The 23337-nt window shown below is 73.6% G+C and carries 9 protein-coding genes; 8 read left to right on the plus strand and 1 reads right to left on the minus strand.

From position 1 onward, the window contains the following. Nucleotides 1-78 precede the first annotated feature (78 nt). The 4 genes from ACIP5M_RS21750 (at nucleotide 79) to ACIP5M_RS21765 (ending at nucleotide 3859) form a co-directional block, all read left to right on the plus strand. Complete coding sequence (locus ACIP5M_RS21750) at nucleotides 79-444, plus strand: YybH family protein (protein WP_401199393.1); 366 nt, start codon at nucleotides 79-81, stop codon at nucleotides 442-444. Nucleotides 445-763: 319 nt separating this feature from the next. Further along, the gene (locus tag ACIP5M_RS21755) at nucleotides 764-1852 is read left to right on the plus strand and encodes a ParB/RepB/Spo0J family partition protein (RefSeq protein ID WP_401199394.1); all 1089 of its coding nucleotides are present in this window, start codon (nucleotides 764-766) and stop codon (nucleotides 1850-1852) included. Between the two features lie 72 nt (nucleotides 1853-1924). Next, on the plus strand, nucleotides 1925-2779 hold the full coding sequence (locus tag ACIP5M_RS21760) for an SDR family oxidoreductase (protein WP_401199396.1): 855 nt from the start codon (nucleotides 1925-1927) through the stop codon (nucleotides 2777-2779). Nucleotides 2780-2887: 108 nt separating this feature from the next. Continuing rightward, nucleotides 2888-3859, plus strand: coding sequence for an aldo/keto reductase (locus ACIP5M_RS21765; RefSeq protein WP_401199398.1), 972 nt, complete (start codon nucleotides 2888-2890; stop codon nucleotides 3857-3859). A 36-nt stretch (nucleotides 3860-3895) separates the two neighbouring features. On the opposite strand, the gene ACIP5M_RS21770 is transcribed toward ACIP5M_RS21765, so the two are convergent. Continuing rightward, nucleotides 3896-4552: a 4'-phosphopantetheinyl transferase gene (locus ACIP5M_RS21770; protein ID WP_401199400.1), complete on the minus strand. Its 657-nt coding sequence runs from the start codon at nucleotides 4550-4552 to the stop codon at nucleotides 3896-3898. 321 nt (nucleotides 4553-4873) lie between these two features. Here ACIP5M_RS21770 and ACIP5M_RS21775 point away from each other — a divergent pair, with 321 nt between their 5' ends. The 4 genes from ACIP5M_RS21775 to ACIP5M_RS21790 all read left to right on the plus strand — a co-directional run bounded on the left by ACIP5M_RS21775 (nucleotide 4874) and on the right by ACIP5M_RS21790 (nucleotide 23336). Next, nucleotides 4874-5620, plus strand: coding sequence for a BTAD domain-containing putative transcriptional regulator (locus ACIP5M_RS21775; protein ID WP_401199402.1), 747 nt, complete (start codon nucleotides 4874-4876; stop codon nucleotides 5618-5620). 176 nt (nucleotides 5621-5796) lie between these two features. Continuing rightward, nucleotides 5797-6570, plus strand: a complete 774-nt coding sequence (locus tag ACIP5M_RS21780; RefSeq protein ID WP_401199404.1) for a thioesterase II family protein — start codon at nucleotides 5797-5799, stop codon at nucleotides 6568-6570. Between the two features lie 342 nt (nucleotides 6571-6912). Continuing rightward, complete coding sequence (locus ACIP5M_RS21785) at nucleotides 6913-9078, plus strand: BTAD domain-containing putative transcriptional regulator (protein WP_401199405.1); 2166 nt, start codon at nucleotides 6913-6915, stop codon at nucleotides 9076-9078. 413 nt (nucleotides 9079-9491) lie between these two features. After that, the gene (locus tag ACIP5M_RS21790) at nucleotides 9492-23336 is read left to right on the plus strand and encodes a type I polyketide synthase (protein ID WP_401199407.1); all 13845 of its coding nucleotides are present in this window, start codon (nucleotides 9492-9494) and stop codon (nucleotides 23334-23336) included. The last annotated feature ends 1 nt before the right edge of the window (nucleotide 23337 follow it).

Consider the following 23337-nt stretch of genomic DNA (forward strand, 5'->3'; position numbering starts at 1 on the left):
GTTGATTGATTGGACTTGTGGAGATGCGGCGTTGGAGACTGGCATGGACGAAAGCCAGCCATGCACGGAAGGACCCCTGTGTCGGAGAACGAGAAGGCGTTGAAGCCGGAAGACCTCACCCGTCTGTTCGTCGAGCGCGCCAATGCCGGTGATGCGGCCGGTATCGCCGCCCTCTACGAGGAAACCGCTGTCATGGCCTACCCTCCGGGCAGTGTCACGGTGGGGCGTGAGGCAATTCGCCAGCTTTGGGAGAAGGTTCTGACGCACGCCCCGAAATTTGAGCAGGAGGCTCCGCTTCCGACTCTGATCAGCGGCGACATCGCCCTGACCTCCACGCCTCCCAAGGACGGCTCGGGTGCCCGGGCGCAGGTGGTCCGCCGCCAGCCCGACGGGACCTGGCTGCGCCTGCTCGACCAGCCGGAGTTCAACCCGCCCACGCGCTGATCGAACGGCGGTGGGAGCCGGTCGCGGCCCGCGAGGGGCCGTGGCCGGCTCGCGCGGTCTGCGGCCGGCGGACTGTCATGAAGAGTCAACTGCGGCTGTTGCCAAGGAAGTTGACCTGCCTAGCATGGCGCGATGGCGTTGATCGGAACGGGGAGGGTGCCGCACAGGCTTGCCACACGGTGAAACCGTCCGGCTGGGTGTCGACCGAGCCGGTTATTCCGCATGCGCGAGGGGTGTCCCCCCGCCGGTCCACGATGGTTCAGCGCCGGTCGTCTTCGCAAGGCGACTTATCTCGTCTCACCAAGAGAGGTTGTTGGGAATGGGTGAAACCGGGCCTGAGGCCCTCGTCGAGTTCGAAGGACAGTGCGTATCCGCCGAACTGTGGGATGTCCAAGTCGGCAGGCTTCCGGTCGTCCGTGTTCCTATTGACGCCATTGTGGCCGGTGATTCACCGCGACTGGAGGGTGAGAGTGCCGATCACATAGAGGTACTGTCCCGGTCGAATGCCCCGCTGCCTCCGGTCATCGTACACCGATCCACGATGCGTATCGTCGACGGAACGCACAGATGGCGAGCGGCCGCGCTGAGACATCAAAAGGAGATCGATGTCCAGTACTTCGACGGCAGCGAAAAGGAAGCCTTCCTCCTCGCCGTAAAACAAAATGCCCGTCACGGATTGCTGCTGACCCGGGCCGAGCGAAATGCGGCGGCAACGCGGATCATCCACTCGCATCCCCAATGGTCGGACCGGATGATCGCCGCCGCCGCGGGTCTCTCGCCCAAGACCGTGGGCGCGATACGCAAGCGTTCAGGTGAGACCATTCCTCAGTTGAACGCGCGCGTCGGCCGCGACGGGCGCTCCCGGACGGTCGACATCGCCAAGGCCCGTCGACTCGCCCACGAGTACGTCGTCGAGCACCCCGGCGCGACGTTGCGGGAGATCGCCGCCGGTGCGGGAGTGTCCCTGGCGACCGCGCGGGACGTCAGGGCCGCGGTCCAGCGGAGCGAGAACCCGCTGGCGCCCAGGCCGCCGGAGCCCCGGCAGCCCCATGAACAGCGGGCCGCCACGCCGATCCGCGACAGGGGCACCGCCTCCCCCTCGGTGGGGGAGGCCCTGGTGAACCTGAAGCGCGATCCGGCGGTCAGGTTCACCGACCAGGGGCGCCTCCTGCTGCGGCTGCTGGATTTCAATTCACTCACCACGGAGCAGTGGAGGCAGCTGGTCGAGAACATCCCGAGTCATTGGGTGTCCACGGTTGCGGCCGTGTCGCGCGAGCTTGCGGAGGGCTGGCGCACCGCGGCTCAGCAGATGGACGAACGCGCCCGTTCCGTGGGTGACGGAAAAGCCGAGGCCGAAACGGTCGTGGCGGAATCGCGCCGGGCGTTACGGGGGCAGAGGGCCGTCTGACGGGCCCGTTGATCGGACTGGCCTGAATGCGATGACATGTGGTTCTCGCCCCTCGAGCCATATGATCTGGCCATGACAATTCTGGTAACGGGTGCGACCGGAAAGATCGGCCGGCACGTGGTGCAGGACCTGCTCGCGGCGGGAAAGGACGTACGCGCCTTGAGCAGGCAGCCGCAGACGGCCGGCCTGCCGCCCGAGGTCACGGTGGTCGAGGGTGACCTGACCGTGCCGGAGAGCCTGGCGGCGGCCTTGGACGGGGTGGAGAGCGCCTTCCTCTTCCCCGTCCTCGACGCCATCCCGGACTTCGCCGCCTCGGCGAAGCGGGCAGGCGTCCAGCGGGTCGTCCTGTTCACCGGCGCCTGGGCGGCGGGCCACACGGAGCGCGATCGCGGGTCGTGGGTCTACCCCCGCTACCGGGCCGCCGAGGCCGCGCTGGAGAACAGCGGCGTGGCGGAGTGGACCGTCCTGCGGCCCGCACCGTTCCAGACGAACATGCTGTGGTGGGCGTCCTCGGTCCGCGCCGAGAGCGTGGTCCGGGCGCCCTACCCGGCGGCGACGTGCCCGCTGATCCACGAAGCCGACATCGCGGCCGTCGGCGCCCTGGCCCTGACGGAGGGCGGCCATCACGCGGCGCGGTACACGCTGACCGGGCCCGCGGCCGTCTCGCAGACGGAACAGGTCGCGGCGATCGGCGACGCGATCGGGCGCGAGGTCCGCTTCGAGGAGCTGACTGCCGAACAGTGGCGGGCGACCACGGGGAAGTTCCTGCGGCCGGGCATCGCCAGTGACCTGCTGCGGGAGTGGTCCGAGACGGCGGCGGACCCCTCCCGCGCGCTGCCCGTGCTGAAGACCGTCGAGGAGCTCACGGGTCGGCCGGCCCGCTCCATCGCCGAGTGGGCCGCCGATCACGCCGCCGATTTCGCCTGACGGCGGCGGGAGGCGAGGGGCCGGCCGGACCGGTGGCGCCCGGCCGGAACCCGACGTGTGCGGTCCGTCGATGGACAGGTCGGCAGCGGATGCAACAAGGTGGCGGCCATGGAGTTCACCCGCCTCGGCCGTACCGGCCTGACCGTCTCGCGTCTCTGCCTCGGCACCATGAACTTCGGTGTGCACACCGACGAGGCCGACGCCCATCGCATCATGGACACCGCCTCGGAGCTGGGGATCAACCTCTTCGACACCGCCGACGTCTACGGCTGGCCGGAACAACGCGGACTGACCGAGACGATCATCGGCAACTGGCTCGCCCAGGGCGGCGGCCGACGCGAGAAGACGGTGATCGCCACCAAGCTGTACATGGACATGGGTGACGGGCCCAACGACGGGAAGCTCTCGGCCCTCCGCATCCGCCGCGCCGTGGACGCCAGCCTGAAGCGCCTGCAGACCGACTACATAGACCTCTACCAGATGCACCACGTCGACCGGGACACTCCGTGGGAGGAGATCTGGCAGGCCATGGAGGTCCTGGTCGCCCAGGGCAAGATCGTCTACGTCGGCTCCAGCAACTTCGCCGGCTGGCACCTGGCCCAGGCCCAGGAGACCGCCAAGGCACGGAACTTCCTGGGCCTGGCCAGTGAGCAGTCGCTCTACAACCTCCTGGAACGCAAGCTCGAACTGGAGGTCATCCCGGCCGTGCAGCGGTACGGCATCGGGCTGATGCCCTGGTCGCCCCTGCACAGCGGGCTGCTCGGCGGCGTGCTGCGCAAGGAGCGGGAGGGCGTCCGGCGGACCGTCGCCCGGGCCGCCGCGGCGCTCGCGGCCAGACGCGACGCGATCCAGGCGTACGAGGACCTGGCCGCGGAGATCGGCCACGAGCCGGGCGACATCGCCCTCGCCTGGCTGCTGGCCCAGCCGGCGGTCACCGCCCCCGTCGTCGGCCCCCGGACCGTGGACCAGCTGCACACTTCCGTCCGTGCGCTGGAGCTGACCCTGGACCCGAAGGTGCTGGCCCGGCTGGACGAGATCTTCCCGGGCTACCGGCCCGCCCCGGAGGAGTACGCCTGGTGACACCGGCGTGTCCGGAGACGAGCGGGCAGGCGCCTTTCAGGGGGTGATGGCGACCGACGTGGTGATCAGGCCCTTGGTCACCAGCCATTGGCCGGTCATCGAGGTGAGTGGGCGGTCGTGGACGGTGGGGCCCTGTTGGTGGAGCGTGGCGCGGAAGGTGCGCGAGGCGCAGTCGAACAGCAGCGTGGCGTCGGTGAAATCCAGCCGGCGGCGGGCCAGGGGGAACCAGGCCTTGTAGACGGACTCCTTCGCGCTGAACAGCAGGCGGTCCCAGTGCACTTCGGGGGCGCAGCGCCGCAGGGCCCCGAGGTGCGACAGCTCCTCGGGGCGGGCCACCGCCTCCAGGACGCCGTCCGGCAGGGGGACGTGGGGCTCGGCGTCGATGCCCAGGGCGGTGATGCGGGCGGCGGGGGCCAGGGCCGCGGCGCGGTAGCCGGAGCAGTGTGTAAGGGCCCCCACGACGCCCGGGGGCCATACGGGTTCGCCCTTTTCGCCGGTCGGGATCGCGACGGGCGCGTGGCCCAGGTCCCGTAGGGCCAGGCGGGCGCAGTGGCGGGCCGTGGTGTATTCGCGGCGCCGGCTCGCGACGGCGCGGGCGACGATCGCCTCCTCGCCCGGGTACAGGGTGGCCTCCGGGGGGTCCCCGAAGGCTTCGGCGGACACCGCGACGCGGGGGAGGATCGTCTCGATCACGCGGGCCGCCGTAAGGCCCGGAGCTTCTGCGGCAGGGAACCGGCTCGGGGCGTTCGCCTTAGGTGAGGGTGCGGTACGGGTTCTTCGTCCGCTGGCCGGAAAGTGCCGTCGTCGTAGGCGAGTTGTGGTGCTTTGGCCCGGGTCGAGCCCTGCTCGGGAGCAGTTGGACACGTCCTGACAGCGGTGTTGACTGTGATGTACATGGAGTGTCGAGCACCGGGAACTGGGGTCTGTGCCATGCAGTTCAATCTCATCGGTCCCTTCGAAATCATCGCTGACGACGGCAGAGCGCACATGCCGAACGCCCCGAAAATCTGCCAAATGCTCGCGGTGCTCGCGTTACAACCCCGTGCGCTGGTGCCCGCCGATCTGCTGATCCAGGAGCTGTGGGGGGAGGGGCCCCCTCCGCGCAGCGCCCGCAAAACGCTGCAGACGCACGTCTACCACGCGCGCAGGCTGCTCGAGGAGCAGAAGGTCAGCGCTGCGGGCCGGGAACTGCTGGTGACCAAGGCGCCCGGCTACGAGTTCCGGGTGGAAGACGACGAGATCGATGTGAGCAGGTTCGAGTCGATGGTCCGCCAGGCCCGACGCGAGGTCGAGGCCGGGCAGCTGGAGAGCGCGGGCCGCCAGGTGAGCCGTGCGCTGGCCCTGTGGCGGGGGCCCGTGCTGAGCGGTGTGCCGGTCGGGACGGTGCTCGCCGGCCGGATCTCGCGGCTGGAGGAGCTGCGGATCAACGCCCTCGAGCTGCGCATCGAGATCGAGAGCTGGCTCGGCAGGCTGCGCGAGATGCTGCCCGACCTGCGGAGTCTGGTCGAAGAGTTCCCCCTCCACGAGCGGTTCCACGGCCACCTCATCATGGCGTTGTATCACGCGGGACGCCGAGGTGAGGCCCTGCAGGCCTATCGCACGCTCTATCAGATCCTCAAGCGGGAACTGGGCCTCGAACCCTCGGAGGACCTCCAGCGCCTGCAGTCCGAGATCCTCAGCCCCGCCAGGTGTGACGAGCCTCTGAAACTCGTGCAGCCCCCCGCCGCCACCCCCCGGCAGTTCCCCGCCTGCGCCCCGTGAACAGCCCGCGCCCGTGGTCGCCCGATGGTGGGCGAGTGGTGGACGGGTGGTGGGCGAGTGGTGGGCGAGTGGGGGCGGGGGTGCCCGGAGGGTGGGGCGGGTGTTGCCGGGCGGCCCGCAGGATGGAGGCGGCGGCCCGGGCCGGCCGCACGGTGTGACGTTGATCGGGGAGTGGCATGGGCAGTGAGTGGTTCCGCAGGTTCGCCCCGGTGGGGGAGGAGCACAGGGCAGGGCGGGGCGGGGTGCGGCTGTTCTGCTTCCCGCACGCGGGCGGCGCGGCCAGCTCCTTCATACCCCTGTCCAGGGAGCTGGCGGAGAGCGTCGACGTACTCGCCGCCCAGTATCCGGGCCGGCAGGACCGCCTGCGCGAGGAGCCCGTGGCGGACATCGGGCGGCTGGCCGACGCCCTCGCCGACGCGGTGCTCGGGGAGAGCGGGGAGGAACCGTACGCCTTCTTCGGGCACAGCATGGGAGCGGTGCTCGCCTACGAGACCGCCCGCCGCATCGTGCGGCGCCGAGTGGCGGCGCCCGTACGGCTCTTCCTCTCCGGCAGGGGTGCCCCCGCCGCGGCACCCGGCCCGCGGGACCGGCTGCGGACCGACGCCGACATCATCGCCACCATACGCAGCCTCGGCGGAACCGCGCCCAAGGCGGTCGAGGACCCCGAGCTGCGGGCCATGGTCATGCCCGCGCTGCGCGCCGACTACCGGGCGACCGGAGCGTACGCGTGGGAGCCGGGCGAGCCGCTCGGCATCCCGTTCACCGTGCTGATCGGGGACAGCGATCCGGTGGTCAGCGTGGCCGAGGCCGACGCCTGGCGGGACTTCACCACCGCCCCCGTCCGCAAGAAGGTCTTCGCCGGCGGGCACTTCTACCTCGACTCGCACATCGAGGACGTGGCGAGGACCGTCTCCGAGGCCCTGGGAGTGCAGGTTCCCGTACGGACCTGAGGGCGGCCGGACGGGCCTTCCCCCGGCCCGTCCCCCTACAGGGCCTGGGAGCCCCGCCGCCACGACCCCGATATGACCGGCCGTCATTGGCTGGTCGGTCATCGCCGGAGCGGTCGCGGTGGGGGCGGAAAAAACGCCCGATCCGAGCAACGTCGCAGGTGCCCGCACCTTTCGTACCTGGGGTTTGTTTGTGCTTGGACCGCCGACGTGCACCATGGTGACCGGATCTTGGCCGATATGGCAGGCGCGGCGCCGGCGCGCATCGCAGGCCGTGCTGGGGAGTCCGTTCATTGCTCGTGTATCGAGTTGGGGGATTTGATGCAGTTCCGCATGCTGGGTCCGATGGAAGTCGTCGACAACGGAAGAACGATCGGACTGGGGGGGACGAAGCAGCGGGCCACACTCGGCTTCCTGCTGCTTCAGGCGAACAAGGTGGTGGCCACGAGCCAGCTGATGAACGCGCTGTGGGGGGTCGACGACGCCCCCACCACGGCGCGCAAGATTCTGCAGAACGCGGTCTACGGCCTGCGCGGAGCCCTGTTCTTAGGGCAGACGGAGCGCGATCCAGGGGCCGCGGCACTACTGACCCAGCCACCGGGCTACATGATGCGGGTGGACCCCGACCAGGTCGACCTGTACCTGTTCCAGAAGTGGGTGGGCCAGGGGCGCGAGCAACTCGCCGCCGGAGCCGCCGAGTCCGCTTCGTCGCTGCTCAGCGACGCGCTCGCCCTGTGGCGCGGGCCCGCCCTCGCCGACCTGGTGGAGGCGGGGATCCAGTGGCCCGAACTGGCCGCGGTCGAGAACACCAGGCTCGAAGTGATGGAGGACTACTTCGACGCGCAGCTGGCCTGCGGCCGCCACCACTCGGTTCTCGTGGAACTGGAGACGATGGTGCAGGCCGAGCCGCTCCGGGAGCGGTCCTGCGGTCAGCTGATGCTCGCCCTCTACCGGTGCGGGCGCCAGGCGGACGCGCTCAACGCGTACAGCAGGGTCAGGTCCGTCCTGGTCGAGAGCCTGGGTCTGGAACCCGGCCACGCCCTGCAGCAGTTGCAACAGGCGATCCTCGTCCAGGACCCCGCCCTCACCCTGGCCGAGCCGGGTCCGCGCGGCCCACTCGCCGTCGCGGCCGTGACCCCGGCCGGCCCGCAGGAGAGGCGCTCCCCGGGCCTGCTGGTCACGGCGCCGGGGGGCGGCATCACCGTGCCCGAGCAGCGCACCGGCTCCGAACGCCGCCGGGTCAGCGTGGTCTCCGTGCGCACCCGGCTCGCCCCCTCGCTCGCCGGCGGCGCGGTCCATGACCTCGACGCCCTGCTGGAGGGTGCGGGGCAGCTGGTCAGGGAGCAGGTCGAGCGGTTCGGCGGGACCGTGATGGCCACCATCGGCTCCGTCTCCCTCGCCCTGTTCGGGCTCGACAAGCCGGGCGACGACGACGCGCGACAGGCCGTTCTCGCGGCGCTCGCGATCCGCGACGTCCTCGACGTCTCCGCCGGGTCCGGGCCCGAGGCGGCGCAGCTGACCGTCCACTGCTCGGTCACCAACGGGGAGGTGCTGCTGCGCCGCAGGAGCCCGGAGGATGCCCCGACCGTGGTCGGCACCGTGCTCGACGAATCCCAGGCGCTGCTGTCCGAAGTGCCCGCGGGCGCGGTCCGGGTCAGTGACGCCGTCCGCAGGGCGAGCGAGGACGCCGTTCTCTACTGGCTCTCCGACCCCGCGTCGGCGGGCTGGCAGGCGCTGGGCGGGCGGGACGAGGAGCACGCCGAGGCCGACGGCAGCGAGGCGTACGAACTCGAAATCCTGCGGGGGCTGGTGAAGCGCGGCCAGCACCGGGGCGTGCCCCACCTGGTGACGGTCCTCGGTGAGGCCGGCACGGGCAAGAGCAGGCTGCTGCGGGACTTCGAGCGCTGGGTCACGGTGCGGGCCGGCGGATCCCGGGTCCTCACCGCTCGCGTCCCCGCGCCCGGGGAGGACGCCTGTCTGCTGCGGGCCCCGGCCCAGATCCTGGACGCCTACTGCGGCATCGCGCCCGGTGACGACCAGGGGACGGCGCACGCCGCGCTCGCCCGCGCCGTGCGGTCGCTGTTCCACTCGGAACGGACCTCGGAGCTGTTGATCTCCCGGCTCCGCCCGCTGGTGGCCTCGGGCGACGCCGACCTCGACATCCGTTACGGGGAGCTGTGCCCGACCGAAGTGCTCGACGCCTGGGGCCAGTTCCTCCAGGAGGCGGCGCGGCAGGAGCCCCTCGTGCTGTGCATCGACGATCTGCACCGCGCCGACGACGTGGTGCTCGACGCGGTCGAGGAACTCGCGGAGACGGCCGGTTCCGGGCCGCTGCTGGTGGTCGCCGGAGCCGGCCCCGAGCTGCTGCTGCGCCGTCCGAGCTGGTCCGGGGGCAAGAGCCACGCGACCACGGTGACCCTGGGCCGGCCGGAGCGGGTCAGCAATGAGCAGCTCGTGGAACTCCTGCTCTCGGCCGCGCGCAGCGAGGACACGGAAAGCTTCACCGGATGACCGGTGGGGCGGAAATTCCGGGGCGCTCATCTGCGGGTAATCGCCCCTCCATCTCCGGTGGGTCGCCGGTGTGCGGGAGGTGTACGGCACCTCCGTGACGCACACCGGAATTCCGCGTGTGGAATCAACGCCCGCTCTTTTCGTGCCGCGCGGAAGAAGCGGGCCCCCCCCGCCGCGCCCTGCCCTGTGTGCCCACCCTGCCCGGTCCGCCCTGCCGCGGACCGGGCAGTGGGCTCGTACGGGGCGGTGTGCGCCCGCGCATTTTCCAGTTACCGACCCGTGGCCGGGCATTGGGGAATGGGTTCCCGGGTGCCCGTAGGGTCGGATTTCTGGGATTGCGTCACATTCCCCTCGAATGAGCGTATGGGGCCTGTGCCATGGGGAACCCGGTTACGAAAGGGCAGCGGAAATTCATGATGAGTGAGCATGCTCCGGCGGTCGACAGCCGTACCGAACACTATGAGCCGATCGCTGTCGTCGGAATGGCCTGCCGGCTTCCCGGAGCGGAGAGCCCCGCGGCCTTCTGGGAGCTGCTCAGCGGCGGCACGAGTGCCATCACCGACGTGCCGGAGGACCGGTGGGGTGCCGACGCACAGGCTGCCCTCACGCGCGGCGGATTCCTCGACGCCGTCGGCCAGTTCGATGCCGCCTTCTTCGCGGTCTCGCCCCGCGAGGCGGCCACCATGGACCCCCAGCAGCGTCTGGTGCTCGAACTCGCCTGGGAGGCGCTCGAAGACGCGGGGATCGTCCCGGCGTCCCTGCGGTCCACCCCCACCGCCGTGTTCGTGGGCACGCTGCGGGACGACTACACCAACCTGCTCTACCAGCGGGGCGCCGAAGCCGTCACCCAGCACACGATGACCGGCGTGAACCGGGGCGTCATCGCCAACCGCGTCTCGTACCACCTGGGCCTGCGCGGTCCCAGCATGACCGTGGACGCGGCCCAGTCGTCCTCCCTCGTCGCCGTGCACCTGGCCTGCGAGAGTCTGCGCAACGGGGAGTCCACCGCCGCGATCGCCGCCGGGGTCAACCTCAACCTCCTCGCCGAGAACACCGTGACCGAGGAGCGGTTCGGCGCGCTGTCCCCCGACGGGGTCACGTACACCTTCGACGCCCGCGCCAACGGCTTCGTACCCGGCGAGGGAAGCGGTGTCGTCATCCTCAAGCCGTTGCGGCGGGCCGTCGCCGACGGCGACCGGATCTACGGCGTCATCCGCGGCAGCGCGGTGAACAACGACGGCGCCACGGACGGGCTCACCGTGCCCAGCGCCCAGGCGCAGGAGCAGGTCCTGCGGACCGCCTACGAGCGTGCGGGCATCGACGCCGGCGCCGTGCAGTACGTGGAACTGCACGGCACGGGGACCCCCGTGGGCGACCCGATCGAGGCCGCCGCCCTCGGGGCCGCGCTCGGCGCCGGACGCCCCGAGGGGGAGCCGCTGCGCGTCGGGTCGGTCAAGACCAACATCGGCCACCTGGAGGGCGCGGCGGGCATCGCCGGCCTCATCAAGACCCTCCTCGGCATCCACCACCGGCAGTTGCCCGCCACGCTCAACTTCGAGACGCCGAACCCGGCCATCCCGCTGGCCGAGCTCGGGCTCGCCGTACAGCGCGAACTGACCGGGTGGCCCCGCCCGGACCGCCCGCTGATCGCGGGCGTGAGCTCCTTCGGCATGGGCGGCACCAACTGCCACGTCGTGCTCGCCGAGGCGCCCGCGACTGCGCAGGCCACCGCAGCCGAGGAGACGTCCCTCGCCCCCGCGGTGCTCCCGTGGGTGCTCTCCGGCGCGGGCGAGGCGGCGTTGCGGGGGCAGGCCGCGCGCCTGCACGCCCACCTCGCCGGAGGCGCCCCGCCGTCGGCGGTGGACGTCGGCTGGTCCCTGGCCGCGCACCGGACCTCCTTCCGGCACCGGGCCGTCGTCCTGGCCCCCGACGCAGCGGGGCTGCTCGACGGGGTCGACGCCCTCGCCTCGGGCCGCGCCGCTTCCGGCGTGGTGACGGGCGCGCCGGCCAAACCCGGCCCCACCGCCTTCCTGTTCACCGGGCAGGGCGCCCAACGCCTCGGCATGGGGCAGGAGCTGTACGAGGCGTTCCCCGTCTACGCGGCCGCCTTCGACGCGGTGGCCGCCGCCCTCGACCCGCACCTCGACCGGCCGCTCGCCCAGACCATCGCCACCGGCCACGGCCTCGACGACACCGTGCGCACCCAGCCGGCGCTGTTCGCCGTGGAAGTGGCCCTCTACCGGCTGCTCGAATCCCTCGGGCTCCGTCCCGACATCGTGGCCGGCCACTCCATCGGCGAGCTGGCCGCCGCGCACGTGGCCGGGGTACTCGACCTGCCGGACGCGGCGTCCCTGGTGGCGGCCCGGGGCCGCCTCATGCAGGCGGCGCGGTCCGACGGCGCCATGATCGCCGTGCAGGCGAGGGAGGAGGAGGTCGCCGCCCTGCTCGCCGGGCGGGAGCGGCAGGTGACCGTCGCCGCCCTGAACTCCCCGTACTCCACGGTGATCTCCGGCGACGCGGACGCCGCGGAGGAGGTGGCGGAGCAGCTGCGGCAGCGCGGCCGCAAGACCAAGCGGCTCACGGTCAGCCACGCCTTCCACTCGCCGCACATGGACGAAGTGCTCGACGAGTTCCGGCAGGTGGCGGCCCGGCTCACCTACCACCCGGCGAGCATCCCGGTCGTCTCCGACGTGACGGGCACCCTGGCCACCGACGAGCAGCTGACCTCCCCCGACTACTGGGCGCGCCACATCCGCGAGGCGGTCCGCTTCACCGACACCGTCCGGTACCTGGAGGCACAGGGCGTCACCACCCTCCTCGAAGTCGGCCCCGACGGCGTGCTGTCCGCACTGGCCGCGGACACGCTGGCGGATCCCGCCGCGGTGACGGCCGTACCCGCGCTGCGGCGCGAGCGCCCCGAGGCGCAGTCGCTGCTCACGGCCGTGGCGACGGCGTACACCCGGGGCGCCGACGTGGACTGGGCCGCGCTCTACGCCGGCCTCGGCGCCCGGCGCGTCGACCTGCCCACCTACGCCTTCCAGCGCCGCCACCACTGGCTCGAAGGCCCGGAGCGTACGGCGGCGGGCCGGGCGGCGGGCCCGGCCGCGGTGCGGCCGGAAGACCAGGAGGCGGTCGCCGCCGAAGCGGCGTACAGCACGGACGATGCGTCCTCCGCGCCACCGCACGGTGCACTGGGCGCGCGCCTCGCGGGCCTGTCCGACTCCGCCCGCAAGCACGCCGTGGCCGAGCTGGTCGACGAGCACATCGCCGCCGTCCTCGAGTACCGGAACGGTGAGCGCGCAGACCCGGACACGACGTTCCAGGAGCTGGGCTTCAGCTCCCTGATGACCACCGAACTCCGTGCCGCCCTCGCCCGGGCGACCGGGCTGAGCCTGTCGATCGGGCTGCTCTTCGACCATCCGACCCCGCGGGCCCTCACCGAGTACGTCGGGGCCGCGCTGCTCGGGGGCGACGGCGCGGGGCCCGAAGCCCGGACCACCACGGCCCAGGACGGCGAGCCGATCGCCATCATCGGCATGGCCTGCCGCTACCCGGGAGGCGTCGCCTCCCCGGAGGACCTGTGGCGCCTGGTGGCCGAGGGGACCGACGCGGTCTCCGCCTTCCCGGAGAACCGCGGCTGGGGCGAGGACCTGTACGACCCCGACCCGGACCGGCCGGGCACGAGCTCGGTGCGGTACGGCGGATTCCTCCACGAGGCCGGTGAGTTCGACGCCGCCTTCTTCGGGATCTCGCCCCGTGAAGCCCTCGCCATGGACCCCCAGCAGCGGCTGCTCCTCGAAACGGCCTGGGAGGCCGTCGAGCGTGCCGACGTGCTTCCCGAGACGCTGCGGGGCAGCCGCACCGGAGTCTTCGTGGGGGCGACCGCCCTCGAGTACGGACCCCGGATGCAGGACGCGCCGCAGAGCGTGCAGGGCAACGTGCTCACCGGCTCCACCGCCAGCGTGATGTCGGGCCGCATCGCCTACCAGCTCGGCCTCATCGGGCCCGCCGTGACGGCCGACACCGCCTGCTCCTCCTCGCTCGTCGCCCTGCACCTGGCGATCCGCTCCCTGCGGTCGGGCGAGACGAACCTGGCCCTCGCGGGCGGCGCGGCCGTGATGTCCTCGCCCGGGATGTTCGTCGAGTTCTCCCGGCAGCGCGGGCTCTCCCAGGACGGACGCTGCAAGTCCTTCGCGGCCGCCGCCGACGGCACCGGCTGGGGCGAGGGCGTCGGCATGCTGCTCGTGGAGCGGCTCTCGGACGCCCGTCGCAACGGACACCGGGTCCTCGCCGTCATCCGCGGCTCCGCGATCAACCAGGACGGCGCGAGCAACGGCCTCACCGCCCCCAGCGGGCTCGCCCAGCAGCGCGTCATCCGCGAGGCACTCGCCGACTCCCGGCTGACCGCGGCGGACGTCCACGCGGTGGAGGCGCACGGCACCGGCACCAGGCTCGGCGACCCCATCGAGGCCGAGGCCATCATCGCCACCTACGGCAGCGGCCGCGAGGGCGCGAACCCGGTGTACCTGGGCTCGCTCAAGTCCAACATCGGGCACGCGCAGGCCGCCGCGGGCGTGGGCGGCGTCATCAAGATGGTGCAGGCCATGCGCCACGGGGTCCTGCCCAGGACCCTGCACGTCGACGCGCCGTCGCCGCACGTGGACTGGTCCGCGGGCGCCGTGGAGCTGCTCACCGAGTCCCGGGACTGGCCCGCGGACACGGGGCTGCGGCGCTCCGCGGTCTCCTCCTTCGGCATCAGCGGCACCAACGCCCACGTGGTCCTCGAGTACGACCCCGCCACGGCCGGGGCCGAGGCCGCCGGCGAGCCCGCGGCCGGGGCACCGGAGTCCCGGGCCGGTGTGCCCGCGCCCTGGCTGCTGTCGGCCCGGGACGAGAAGGCACTGCGCGCGCAGGCGGCCCGGCTGCGCGCCCACCTGATCGAGGCCGGAGCGGATGCCGGAGCCGGAGCCGAGGCCGAATCCGGAGCCGGAGCGGATGCCGGAGCCGGAACCGTCGGGTCCGCCCACGTGGCCTCCGTCGGGATCGCGCTCGCCACCCACCGCACCGCCTTCGAGGAGCGGGCCGCGGTCTTCGGCAGCAGCATGGCGGACCGCCTCGACGCACTGGCGGCGCTGGCCGGCGGTGCCCCGTATGACGGGATCCCGGACGTGGTCGCCGGCGGCGCCGTCGCCGCGGGCCGCACCGCCTTCCTCTTCACCGGCCAGGGCGCACAGCGCCTGGGCATGGGCCGCGAGCTGTACGCCTCGTCGCCCGTGTTCGCCTCCGCGCTCGACGCCGTCTTCACCGCGTTCGACGGCAAGCTCGAGCGCCCGCTGCGCGAGGTGGTGTTCGCCGAACCGGACGGCCCCGACGCGGAGCTGCTCCACCTGACCCGGTACGCCCAGCCGGCCCTCTTCGCCGTCGAGGTCGCGCTGTTCCGGCTGCTCGCCCACCACGGCACGACCCCCGACCTGCTCGCCGGGCACTCGATCGGCGAGCTCTCCGCCGCGCACGTGGCGGGCGTGCTCTCCCTCGAGGACGCGGCGACGCTGGTGGCCGCCCGCGCCCGGCTGATGCAGGCCGCCCGCCCCGGCGGCGCCATGATCGCCGTACAGGCGGAGGAGGACGAGGTCCGCCGCTCGCTGGCGGGCCACGAGGACGCCGTGGGCATCGCCGCGGTCAACGGCCCGCGCGCGGTGGTCGTATCGGGCGACGAGTCCGCGGCGGAGGAGATCGCCGCCGGCTGGCGCGCCCGGGGCCGCAAGACCAGCAGGCTCAAGGTGAGCCACGCCTTCCACTCGCCCCACATGGACGCCGTCCTCGACGAGTTCCGCGAGGTCGCCGCCTCCCTGACGTTCAACCCGCCGGCCATCCCCCTCGTCTCGACGGTGACCGGCGAGCTCGCCACCGCCGGCGAGCTGACCTCCCCCGACTACTGGAGCGGACAGATCCGCGCCACCGTCCGGTTCCTGGACGCCGTACGGGAGCTGGAGCGTCGAGGCGCCACCGTCTTCGTCGAGGTCGGTCCCGACGCCGTTCTCACCGCCCTCGCCCAGAGCGCCGCGGAGGACGTCACGGCCGTGGCGCTGATGCGTGCGGGCCGCCCCGAGCCCGACACCTTCGCCCGGGGCATCGCCCGCGCCCACACGGCGGGCGCGCCCCTGGACGGGGCGAGCTTCTTCCCCGGCGCCACACCCGTCGCCCTGCCCACGTACGCCTTCCAGCGGGAGCACTACTGGCTGGCCCCGCAGCCGGCGACGGACGTACGGAGCCTGGGGCTCGAATCCGCCGACCATCCGCTGCTGGCCACCGCGGTCGAGCTCGCGGAACGCGAGGACACCGTCCTCACCAGCCGCATCTCGCTGCGCAGCCACCCGTGGCTGGCCGACCACACCATCGCGGGCGCCGTGCTGCTGCCCGCCACCGCCTTCCTCGAACTGGCCCTCGCCGCGGGCAGCCACCTCGGTGTCCCGTACCTCGACGACCTCACGCTCGAAGCGCCGCTCACCCTCCCGGCGGACGGGGCCGTGCGCCTCCAGGTGGCCGTCGGCGCGCCCGACGGCGCCGGCGCCAGGCCCTTCACCATCCACGCCGGCCCGGACCTGGCCGACGACCGGGCGCGCCGGTGGACCCGGCACGCCGCGGGCACCCTCGGCGCGCCGGCACCCGCCGTGCCGGACGCCGGACCGCCGGCCGAGTGGCCGCCCGCGGACGCCGGGCCCGAGCCGGTCGAGGACGCGTACGACCGCCTGTCCGCCCTGGGCTACGACTACGGCCCCGCCTTCCGGGGACTCGCGCAGGCCTGGCGCGACGGCGACGACCTGTGCGCCGAGGTGCGGCTGCCCGCGGCCGCGGGCGAGGACGGCGCCCGCTTCGGCCTGCATCCCGCCCTGCTCGACGCGGTCCTGCACCCGCTGGTCCTCGCCGCGGCCGCACCGGGCGAACACGACGGCATCCGGCTGCCCTTCGCGTGGTCCGGCGTCACCCTGCACGCCTCCGGCGCCACCGAGCTCCGGGTCCGGATCAGCCCGAAGGGCACGGACACCGTCGGCATCGCGCTGACCGACGGGACCGGTGCCCCCGTCGCCGACGTGGAGTCGCTGACCCTGCGCCCCGTGGCCAAGGAGAAGCTGGCAACGGCGGGCAGCGGCGGTGCGCCCGAGGCGCTGTACGCGCTCCAGTGGCGGGTCGTCACCGCCCCGCGGCCGGACTCCGCCCCCACCCTGGCCGAGGCCGGGGACGGCCTGGGCGGGCTGGACGCGGCCGATGTGATCACCGTCCGCCAGTACGGCCCGCACACCGCCCCGTCGGCCGACGGGCGGCACGCGGCGACCCTGCGCGTGCTGCGCCTGGTCCAGGAGTTCCTCTCCGACGGGCGGTTCGCCGACTCCCGGATGGCCGTCGTGACCTCGGGCGCGGTCGCCGCCCTGCCCGGAGAGGACGTCACCGACCTCGACACCGCCCCGGTGTGGGGACTGGTCCGCTCGGTGCAGTCCGAGCACCCGGACCGCCTGGTCCTCATCGACCTCGACGCCGACGCCGCGGCCGATCCGCAGGCCGCCGACGACCTGCTGTCCGCGGCGCTCGCCACCCGGGAGTCCCAGCTGGCGGTGCGCGCCGGAGAGCTGCGGGTGCCCCTGCTCACCGCAGCGGACACCGGCCGCCCGGACGGCGCCCCAGTCGGGCTCGACCCCGACGGGACCGTCCTCGTCACCGGAGGCACCGGCGGACTCGGCGCGCTCTTCGCCCGCCACCTGGTGGACGCGTACGGCGTCAGGCACCTGCTGCTGACCAGCCGCAGGGGCGCCGACGCCCCCGGTGCGCGCGAACTGGCGGCCGAACTGACCCGGTCGGGCGCCGAGGTGCGCATCGAGGCCGTCGACGTCTCCGACCGGGAAGCCGTCGCCGCGGTCCTCGGCTCCGTCTCCGACGCCCACCCGCTGACCGCGGTCGTCCACACCGCCGGTGTCCTGGACGACGCGACCGTCCTGTCGCTGACCCCCGAGCGGCTGCACACCGTTCTGCGTCCGAAGGCGGACGCGGCCCGGCACCTGCACGAGCTGACCGGTGGGCTCGACCTGCGGGCCTTCGTCCTGTTCTCCTCGGTCTCCGGCCTCATGGGCACCGCGGGCCAGGCGAACTACGCGGCCGCCAACACCTATCTGGACGCCCTGGCCCAGCACCGCCGCGCCCAGGGCCTCCCCGCGACCTCGCTCGCCTGGGGGCTGTGGGACGTGCCGGGCGGCATGGGCGGCACGCTCACCGCCGCCGAGACGGCCCGCTGGGAGCGGGCCGGGATGCCGCCGCTCGCCGCCGAGCAGGGCCTCGCCCTCTTCGACCGGGCGCTCGGCACGGACGCCGCGCTGCTCGTCCCCGTACCGCTGAAGCCGGCCGGGATCGGGCCGGAGGAGCCGCACCCCCTCCTGAAGGGCCTCGTCCCGGCCCGGGTCCGGCGCGCCGCACCGGCAGGGCGGGACGGCCGCGAGGGTTCCGCCTGGGCGCGGCAGATCGCCGCCCTCCCCGAGGACAAGCGGAAGGAGGCGGCGCTCGACCTCGTCCGCGCCAAGGCCGCCGCCGTCCTCGGGTACGCCGGCGCCGCGGCCGTCGCCCCCGACCGGGCGTTCAACGACATCGGCTTCGACTCGATGAGCAGCGTCGAGCTGCGCAACCAGCTCACCCGGGCCACCGGCCTGCGGCTGCCCGCCACCCTCGTCTTCGACCACCCGGCGCCCTCCGCGCTCGCCGCCTACCTGCTGAGCCGGGCCGTCGCGGAGAAGGCTCCCGCGGCCGCCGCGTCCCGGCGCACGGTGCGGGCGGACGAGCCGATGGCGATCGTGGGCATGGCGTGCCGCTATCCGGGCGGGGTGTCGTCGCCGGAGGACCTGTGGCGGCTCGTCGCGGGCGGCGTGGACGCGGTGAGCGAGTTCCCCACGAACCGCGGCTGGGACCTGGAGGCGCTGTATGACCCGGACCCGGAGAGCGCGGGCACCAGCTACACGCGCCACGGCGGGTTCCTGCACGACGCCGACCTCTTCGACCCGGAGTTCTTCGGGATGTCGCCGCGGGAGGCGACCGCCGCCGACCCGCAGCAGCGGCTCCTCCTGGAGACCGCCTGGGAGGCCTTCGAGAGCGCCGGCATCGACCCCGCGTCGGTGCGCGGCACCGCCACGGGCGTCTACGTCGGCGCCATGTACGACGACTACGCGGCCCGCGCGATCACCTCCCCGGGGGAGTACGAGGGCTTCCTGCTCGCGGGCAACCTCTCCAGCGTCATCTCCGGGCGCGTCGCCTACACCTACGGACTGGAGGGCCCGGCCGTCACGGTCGACACCGCCTGCTCCTCGTCGCTCGTCGCCCTGCACCTGGCGGCCAACGCCCTGCGCTCGGGCGACTGCGACCTGGCGCTGGTGGGCGGTGTGACCGTGATGTCGCAGCCGACGACCTTCGTGGAGTTCTCGCGGCAGCGCGGCCTGTCGGCCGACGGCCGGTGCAAGGCGTTCTCCGCGTCGGCGGACGGCACCGGCTGGTCGGAGGGGGTGGGACTGCTGCTGGTGGAGCGTCTGTCGGACGCCCGGCGCAACGGCCACCGGGTCCTCGCGGTGGTGCGGGGCACGGCGGTCAACCAGGACGGGGCGAGCAACGGTCTGACGGCGCCGAACGGCCCCTCGCAGGAGCGGGTCATCCGGCAGGCCCTGGCCAACGCGGGACTGGGCGCGGCGGACGTGGACGCGGTGGAGGCGCACGGCACCGGCACGACCCTCGGTGATCCGATCGAGGCGCAGGCGCTGCTGAACACGTACGGACAGGAACGCCGCGACGGACAGCCGTTGTGGCTGGGCTCGTTGAAGTCGAACATCGGCCACTCCCAGGCGGCGGCCGGGGTGGGCGGCGTCATCAAGATGGTCCAGGCGATGGAGCACGGGGTGCTGCCGCGCACGCTGCACGCCGACGAGCCCTCGGGCCACGTGGACTGGGAGCCGGGCGCGATCTCGCTGCTGACCGAGGCGCGGGAGTGGCCCGCCGGGGACCGTCCGCGCCGGGCCGGCATCTCGTCCTTCGGCATCAGCGGCACCAACGCCCACGTCGTCATCGAGCAGGCGCCGGCCGCGCCGGCCCCCGTGCGCACCGCCCCCGAGGCGGGCGCGGTGCCGTGGATCGTGTCGGCCCGCAGCGAGGACGCGGTACGGGACCAGGCCGCGCGGCTGCACGCGTACGTCACCGAGAACCCGGACCTCACGCCCGCGGCCATCGGTTACTCGCTGGCGACCGGGCGCGCGCTCCTGGAGCACAGCGCGGCCGTCGTCGCCACCGGCCGGACGGCGCTCCTGGAGGGGCTGCAGGTCCTGGCCCGCGGCGGCTCCGCTCCCGCCGTCGTACGCGGCCGCGCCGACCGGCCCGGCAAGACGGCCTTCCTCTTCACCGGGCAGGGCAGCCAGCGCCTCGGCATGGGGCGCGAACTGTACGCGTCCTCGCCGGTCTTCGCCCGCGCCCTGGACGCGGTGTGCACCCACCTCGACACGGCCCTGCCGCGCCCGCTCAAGGACGTGCTCTTCGCGGCGGAGGGATCGGCCGACGCAGGGCTCCTGGACCGCACGGTCTTCACACAGGCGGCGCTGTTCGCGGTGGAGGTGGCGCTGTTCCGCTGGTTCGAGCACCACGGCCTGACACCCGACTTCCTCCTGGGCCACTCCATCGGCGAGGTGAGTGCGGCGCACGCGGCCGGGGTGCTGGACCTGGCCGATGCCGCGGCGCTGGTGGCGGCGCGGGGCCGGCTGATGGAGGCGGCGCCCGCCGGGGGAGCCATGGCGGCGGTCGAGGCGAGCGAGGACGAGGTACGGCAGGTCCTCGACGCCCGCGGCGAGGACGGCGGCGTCGTGGCCGTCGCCGGGGTCAACGGGCCCAGGGCCGTGGTGATCTCCGGGGACGCGCCCGCCGTCGAGGAGCTGGTGGCCTTCTGGAAGGAGCGGGGGGTGCGGACCAAGAGGCTCACGGTCAGCCACGCCTTCCACTCCCCGCACATGGAGGGCGTACTGGACGCGTTCCGGGAGCTGGCGGGGAAGCTCGCCTTCCGTGCGCCGCGCATCCCGGTCGTCTCCAATGTGACGGGCACCCTCGCGACGGACGACGAGCTGACCTCGCCCGACTACTGGGCCCGGCACATCCGGCAGGCCGTCCGCTTCCACGACGGGGTGCGCCACCTGGAGGAGCAGGGCGTCACCCGGTTCGTGGAGCTGGGGCCGGACGGCGTGCTGACCGCCCTGGTGCAGAACTCGCTCACCGGCGAAGCCGGAGCACTGGCACCGGCCCTCCGCCGGGGCAGGCCGGAGCACGAGACCGTCATGGCGGCGCTCGCCCTGCTGCGGACGCAGGGGGCCGAACCCGACTGGGAGGCGGTCTTCCCCGGTGCCGAAACGGTGCCGCTGCCCACCTACGCGTTCCGGCACCGGCGCTACTGGCTCGACCCCCGTACCGCGGACGCCGACGCCGAGGGCCTCGGGCTGACCGCGGTGGAGCACCCGTTCATCGGTGCCTCCGTGGGCCGGGCGGGCCGGGACGAGTACCTGTTCACCGGGAGCCTTTCCCTGCGGACGCACCCGTGGCTCGCGGACCACGCCGTGGCCGGGACGGTCCTCCTGCCGGCCACCGGGCTCCTCGAACTCGCGGCCCTGGCGGGCGAGCGGGCGGGCAGCGAGCGGATCGAGGACCTGACGCTCGCCGCGCCGCTGGTGCTGCCCGAACGCGGCAGCGTCCGGATCCAGGTGGCCGTCGGCGCCGACGACGGCGGAACCCGGACGATCGAGATCCACTCGCGGGCCGGCGAGGACGAGGAACAGGGGTGGCTGCTCAACGCCCACGGGACCCTGGCCCCCGCCGAGCCGCACGCGGCGGGCGCCGGCCTGGTGGTGTGGCCGCCCACCGGTGCGGTCGAGGTCGCTCTGGACGGCGCCTACGAGCGGCTCGCGGACCAGGGGTACGCGTACGGCGCCGCCTTCCGAGGACTGCGCCGCGTATGGCGCGGTGCCGGCGAGGGCGAGGTCTTCGCCGAGGTCGCCCTGCCGGACGGGCCGCGGGACGACGCGGGCCGGTTCCTGCTCCACCCGGCCCTGCTGGACGCGGCGCTGCACACGCTCCTGCCGGGGGTCGCCGAGGCGTCCGGCGTGGCGCGCCTCCCGTTCTCCTGGACGGGCGCCCGGGTGCACGCGGCGGGGGCCTCGGTGCTGCGGGTCCGCCTGGCCCTGTCGGATCCGCGGGCGGAGACCCTGGAGGCCTCGCTGCTGGTGGCCGACGGCGCGGGTGTGCCGGTGGCCTCGGTGGATTCCCTGGTGCTGCGGCCGTTGTCGAAGGACGCGGTGCGGGCCGCGGCCGGTGCCGGACGCGACGGACTGTTCCCCGTGGTCTGGTCGGAGGTGCCGTGGCCGGACGGGCCGGCGGACACCTCGCGCTGGGCCGTGCTGGGCGTGCCGCCGGTGCGGTCGGTGGCGTCGTACGCGGACTTGGAGGAGGTGGCGAAGGCCGGTGCGGACACCGTCCTGTGGCCCCTGACACCGGGCGGCCGCGAGGACGGCCACGACGGCACCGGGGTCGCCGAGGCGGCCCGTGCCGCCCTGGGGCGGGTACTGGAGGGCGTGCAGACGTTCCTCACCGACGAGCGGTTGTCCGAGGCGCGGCTCGTGGTGGTGACGCGGGGCGCGGTGGGCGCCGTCCCCGGGGAGGACGTGCCGGATCTGCGCCATGCGGGTGTGTGGGGGCTGCTGCGCGTGGCGCAGACCGAGAACCCGGGCCGCATCGTCGTGGTCGACGTAGACGAGGACGGGTACGGGAAGCTGCCCGCGGTACTGGCGGGCGGTGAGTCCCAACTGGCCGTGCGCGCGGGGAAGGTGCTCACGCCACGCCTGACGCGCGGCGGCGCGGCGGACGGCGCGGGGCTGCCGCGGTGGGACGAGGGCACGGTCCTGATCACGGGCGCCACCGGGACGCTGGGGCAGGTCCTGGCCCGGCACCTGGCCGCGGAGCACGGCGCGCGGCGCCTGCTGTTGCTGAGCCGCCGGGGCGAGGGCGCTCCGGGGGCCGGTGAGCTGCGCGCCGAGTTGGAGGCGCTGGGCGCCGAGGTGGTGTTCGCGGCGTGCGACGCGGCGGACCGCGAGGCGCTCGCGAAGGTGCTCGCCCGGGTTCCGGCGGAGTTCCCCGTCTCGGCGGTGGTGCACACGGCGGGCGTGCTGGACGACACCGTGGTGGGCGAGCTGACCGCGGAGCGGCTGGACGCCGTGCTGCGGCCGAAGATCGACGCGGCCTGGAACCTGCACGAGCTGACGCGGGACCTGCCCCTGACGGCCTTCGTGCTGTACTCCTCGGTCGCCGGTCTGATCGGGAACGCCGGTCAGGCGAACTACGCGGCGGGCAACACGTTCCTGGACGCGCTGGCGCAGCACCGGCAGGCCCTCGGTCTCGCGGGGACCTCGCTGGCCTGGGGCCTGTGGTCGCAGGCCAGCACGATCAGCGGGCAGCTGAACGACACGGACCTGCGGCGCCTGGCCCGCCTCGGCCTGCGGCCGCTGCCGTCCGACGAGGCACTGGGCCTCTTCGACGCGGCGTTCACGACCGGGCGGCCGGTCCTGGCCGCGACGTACCTGGACACCGGGGCGCTGCGCCGGCAGGGCGAGGAGGTCCTGCCGGTCCTGCGCGACCTCGCACCGGCCGCAGCGCGGCGCAAGACGGCGCCCGAGGGGCCGGGCCGAGGTGCCGGCCTGGTGGAGCAGTTGGCCCTGCTGGACCGGACCGGGCGGGAAGAGGCGCTGACCGGGCTGGTCCGGGGCCAGGTCGCCGCCGTGCTCGGGCACGCCGATCACGGTGCCGTGGACGCCGACAGGTCCTTCCAGGACCTGGGCTTCGACTCGCTGACCGCGGTCGAACTGCGCAACCAGCTCAACCGGGCCACCGGCCTGCGCCTGCCCGCCACCCTCGTCTTCGACTACCCCAACCCCGCCACCCTCGCCCGGCACCTCTCGGAACGGATCGAGGAGGAGCAGGGGGCGGCCGCGGCCGATCCGGTGCTGGCCGACCTGGACCGTGTGAAGTCCGCGCTCCAGACGGTGACTTCGGACGAAGCGGCGCGGACCCGGGTCGCGGCCCGGCTGCGGGAGCTGCTGCTGCTCGCGGAGGGCCGCGACGGGAACGGCGCCGAGGGCCCCGGCGGCGACGCGGATCTCGACTCGGCCAGCGACGAGGAACTCTTCGCACTGCTCGACGACCTCGACTGAT

Source organism: Streptomyces sp. NPDC088762 (assembly GCF_044750905.1).
Classification (GTDB): domain Bacteria; phylum Actinomycetota; class Actinomycetes; order Streptomycetales; family Streptomycetaceae; genus Streptomyces.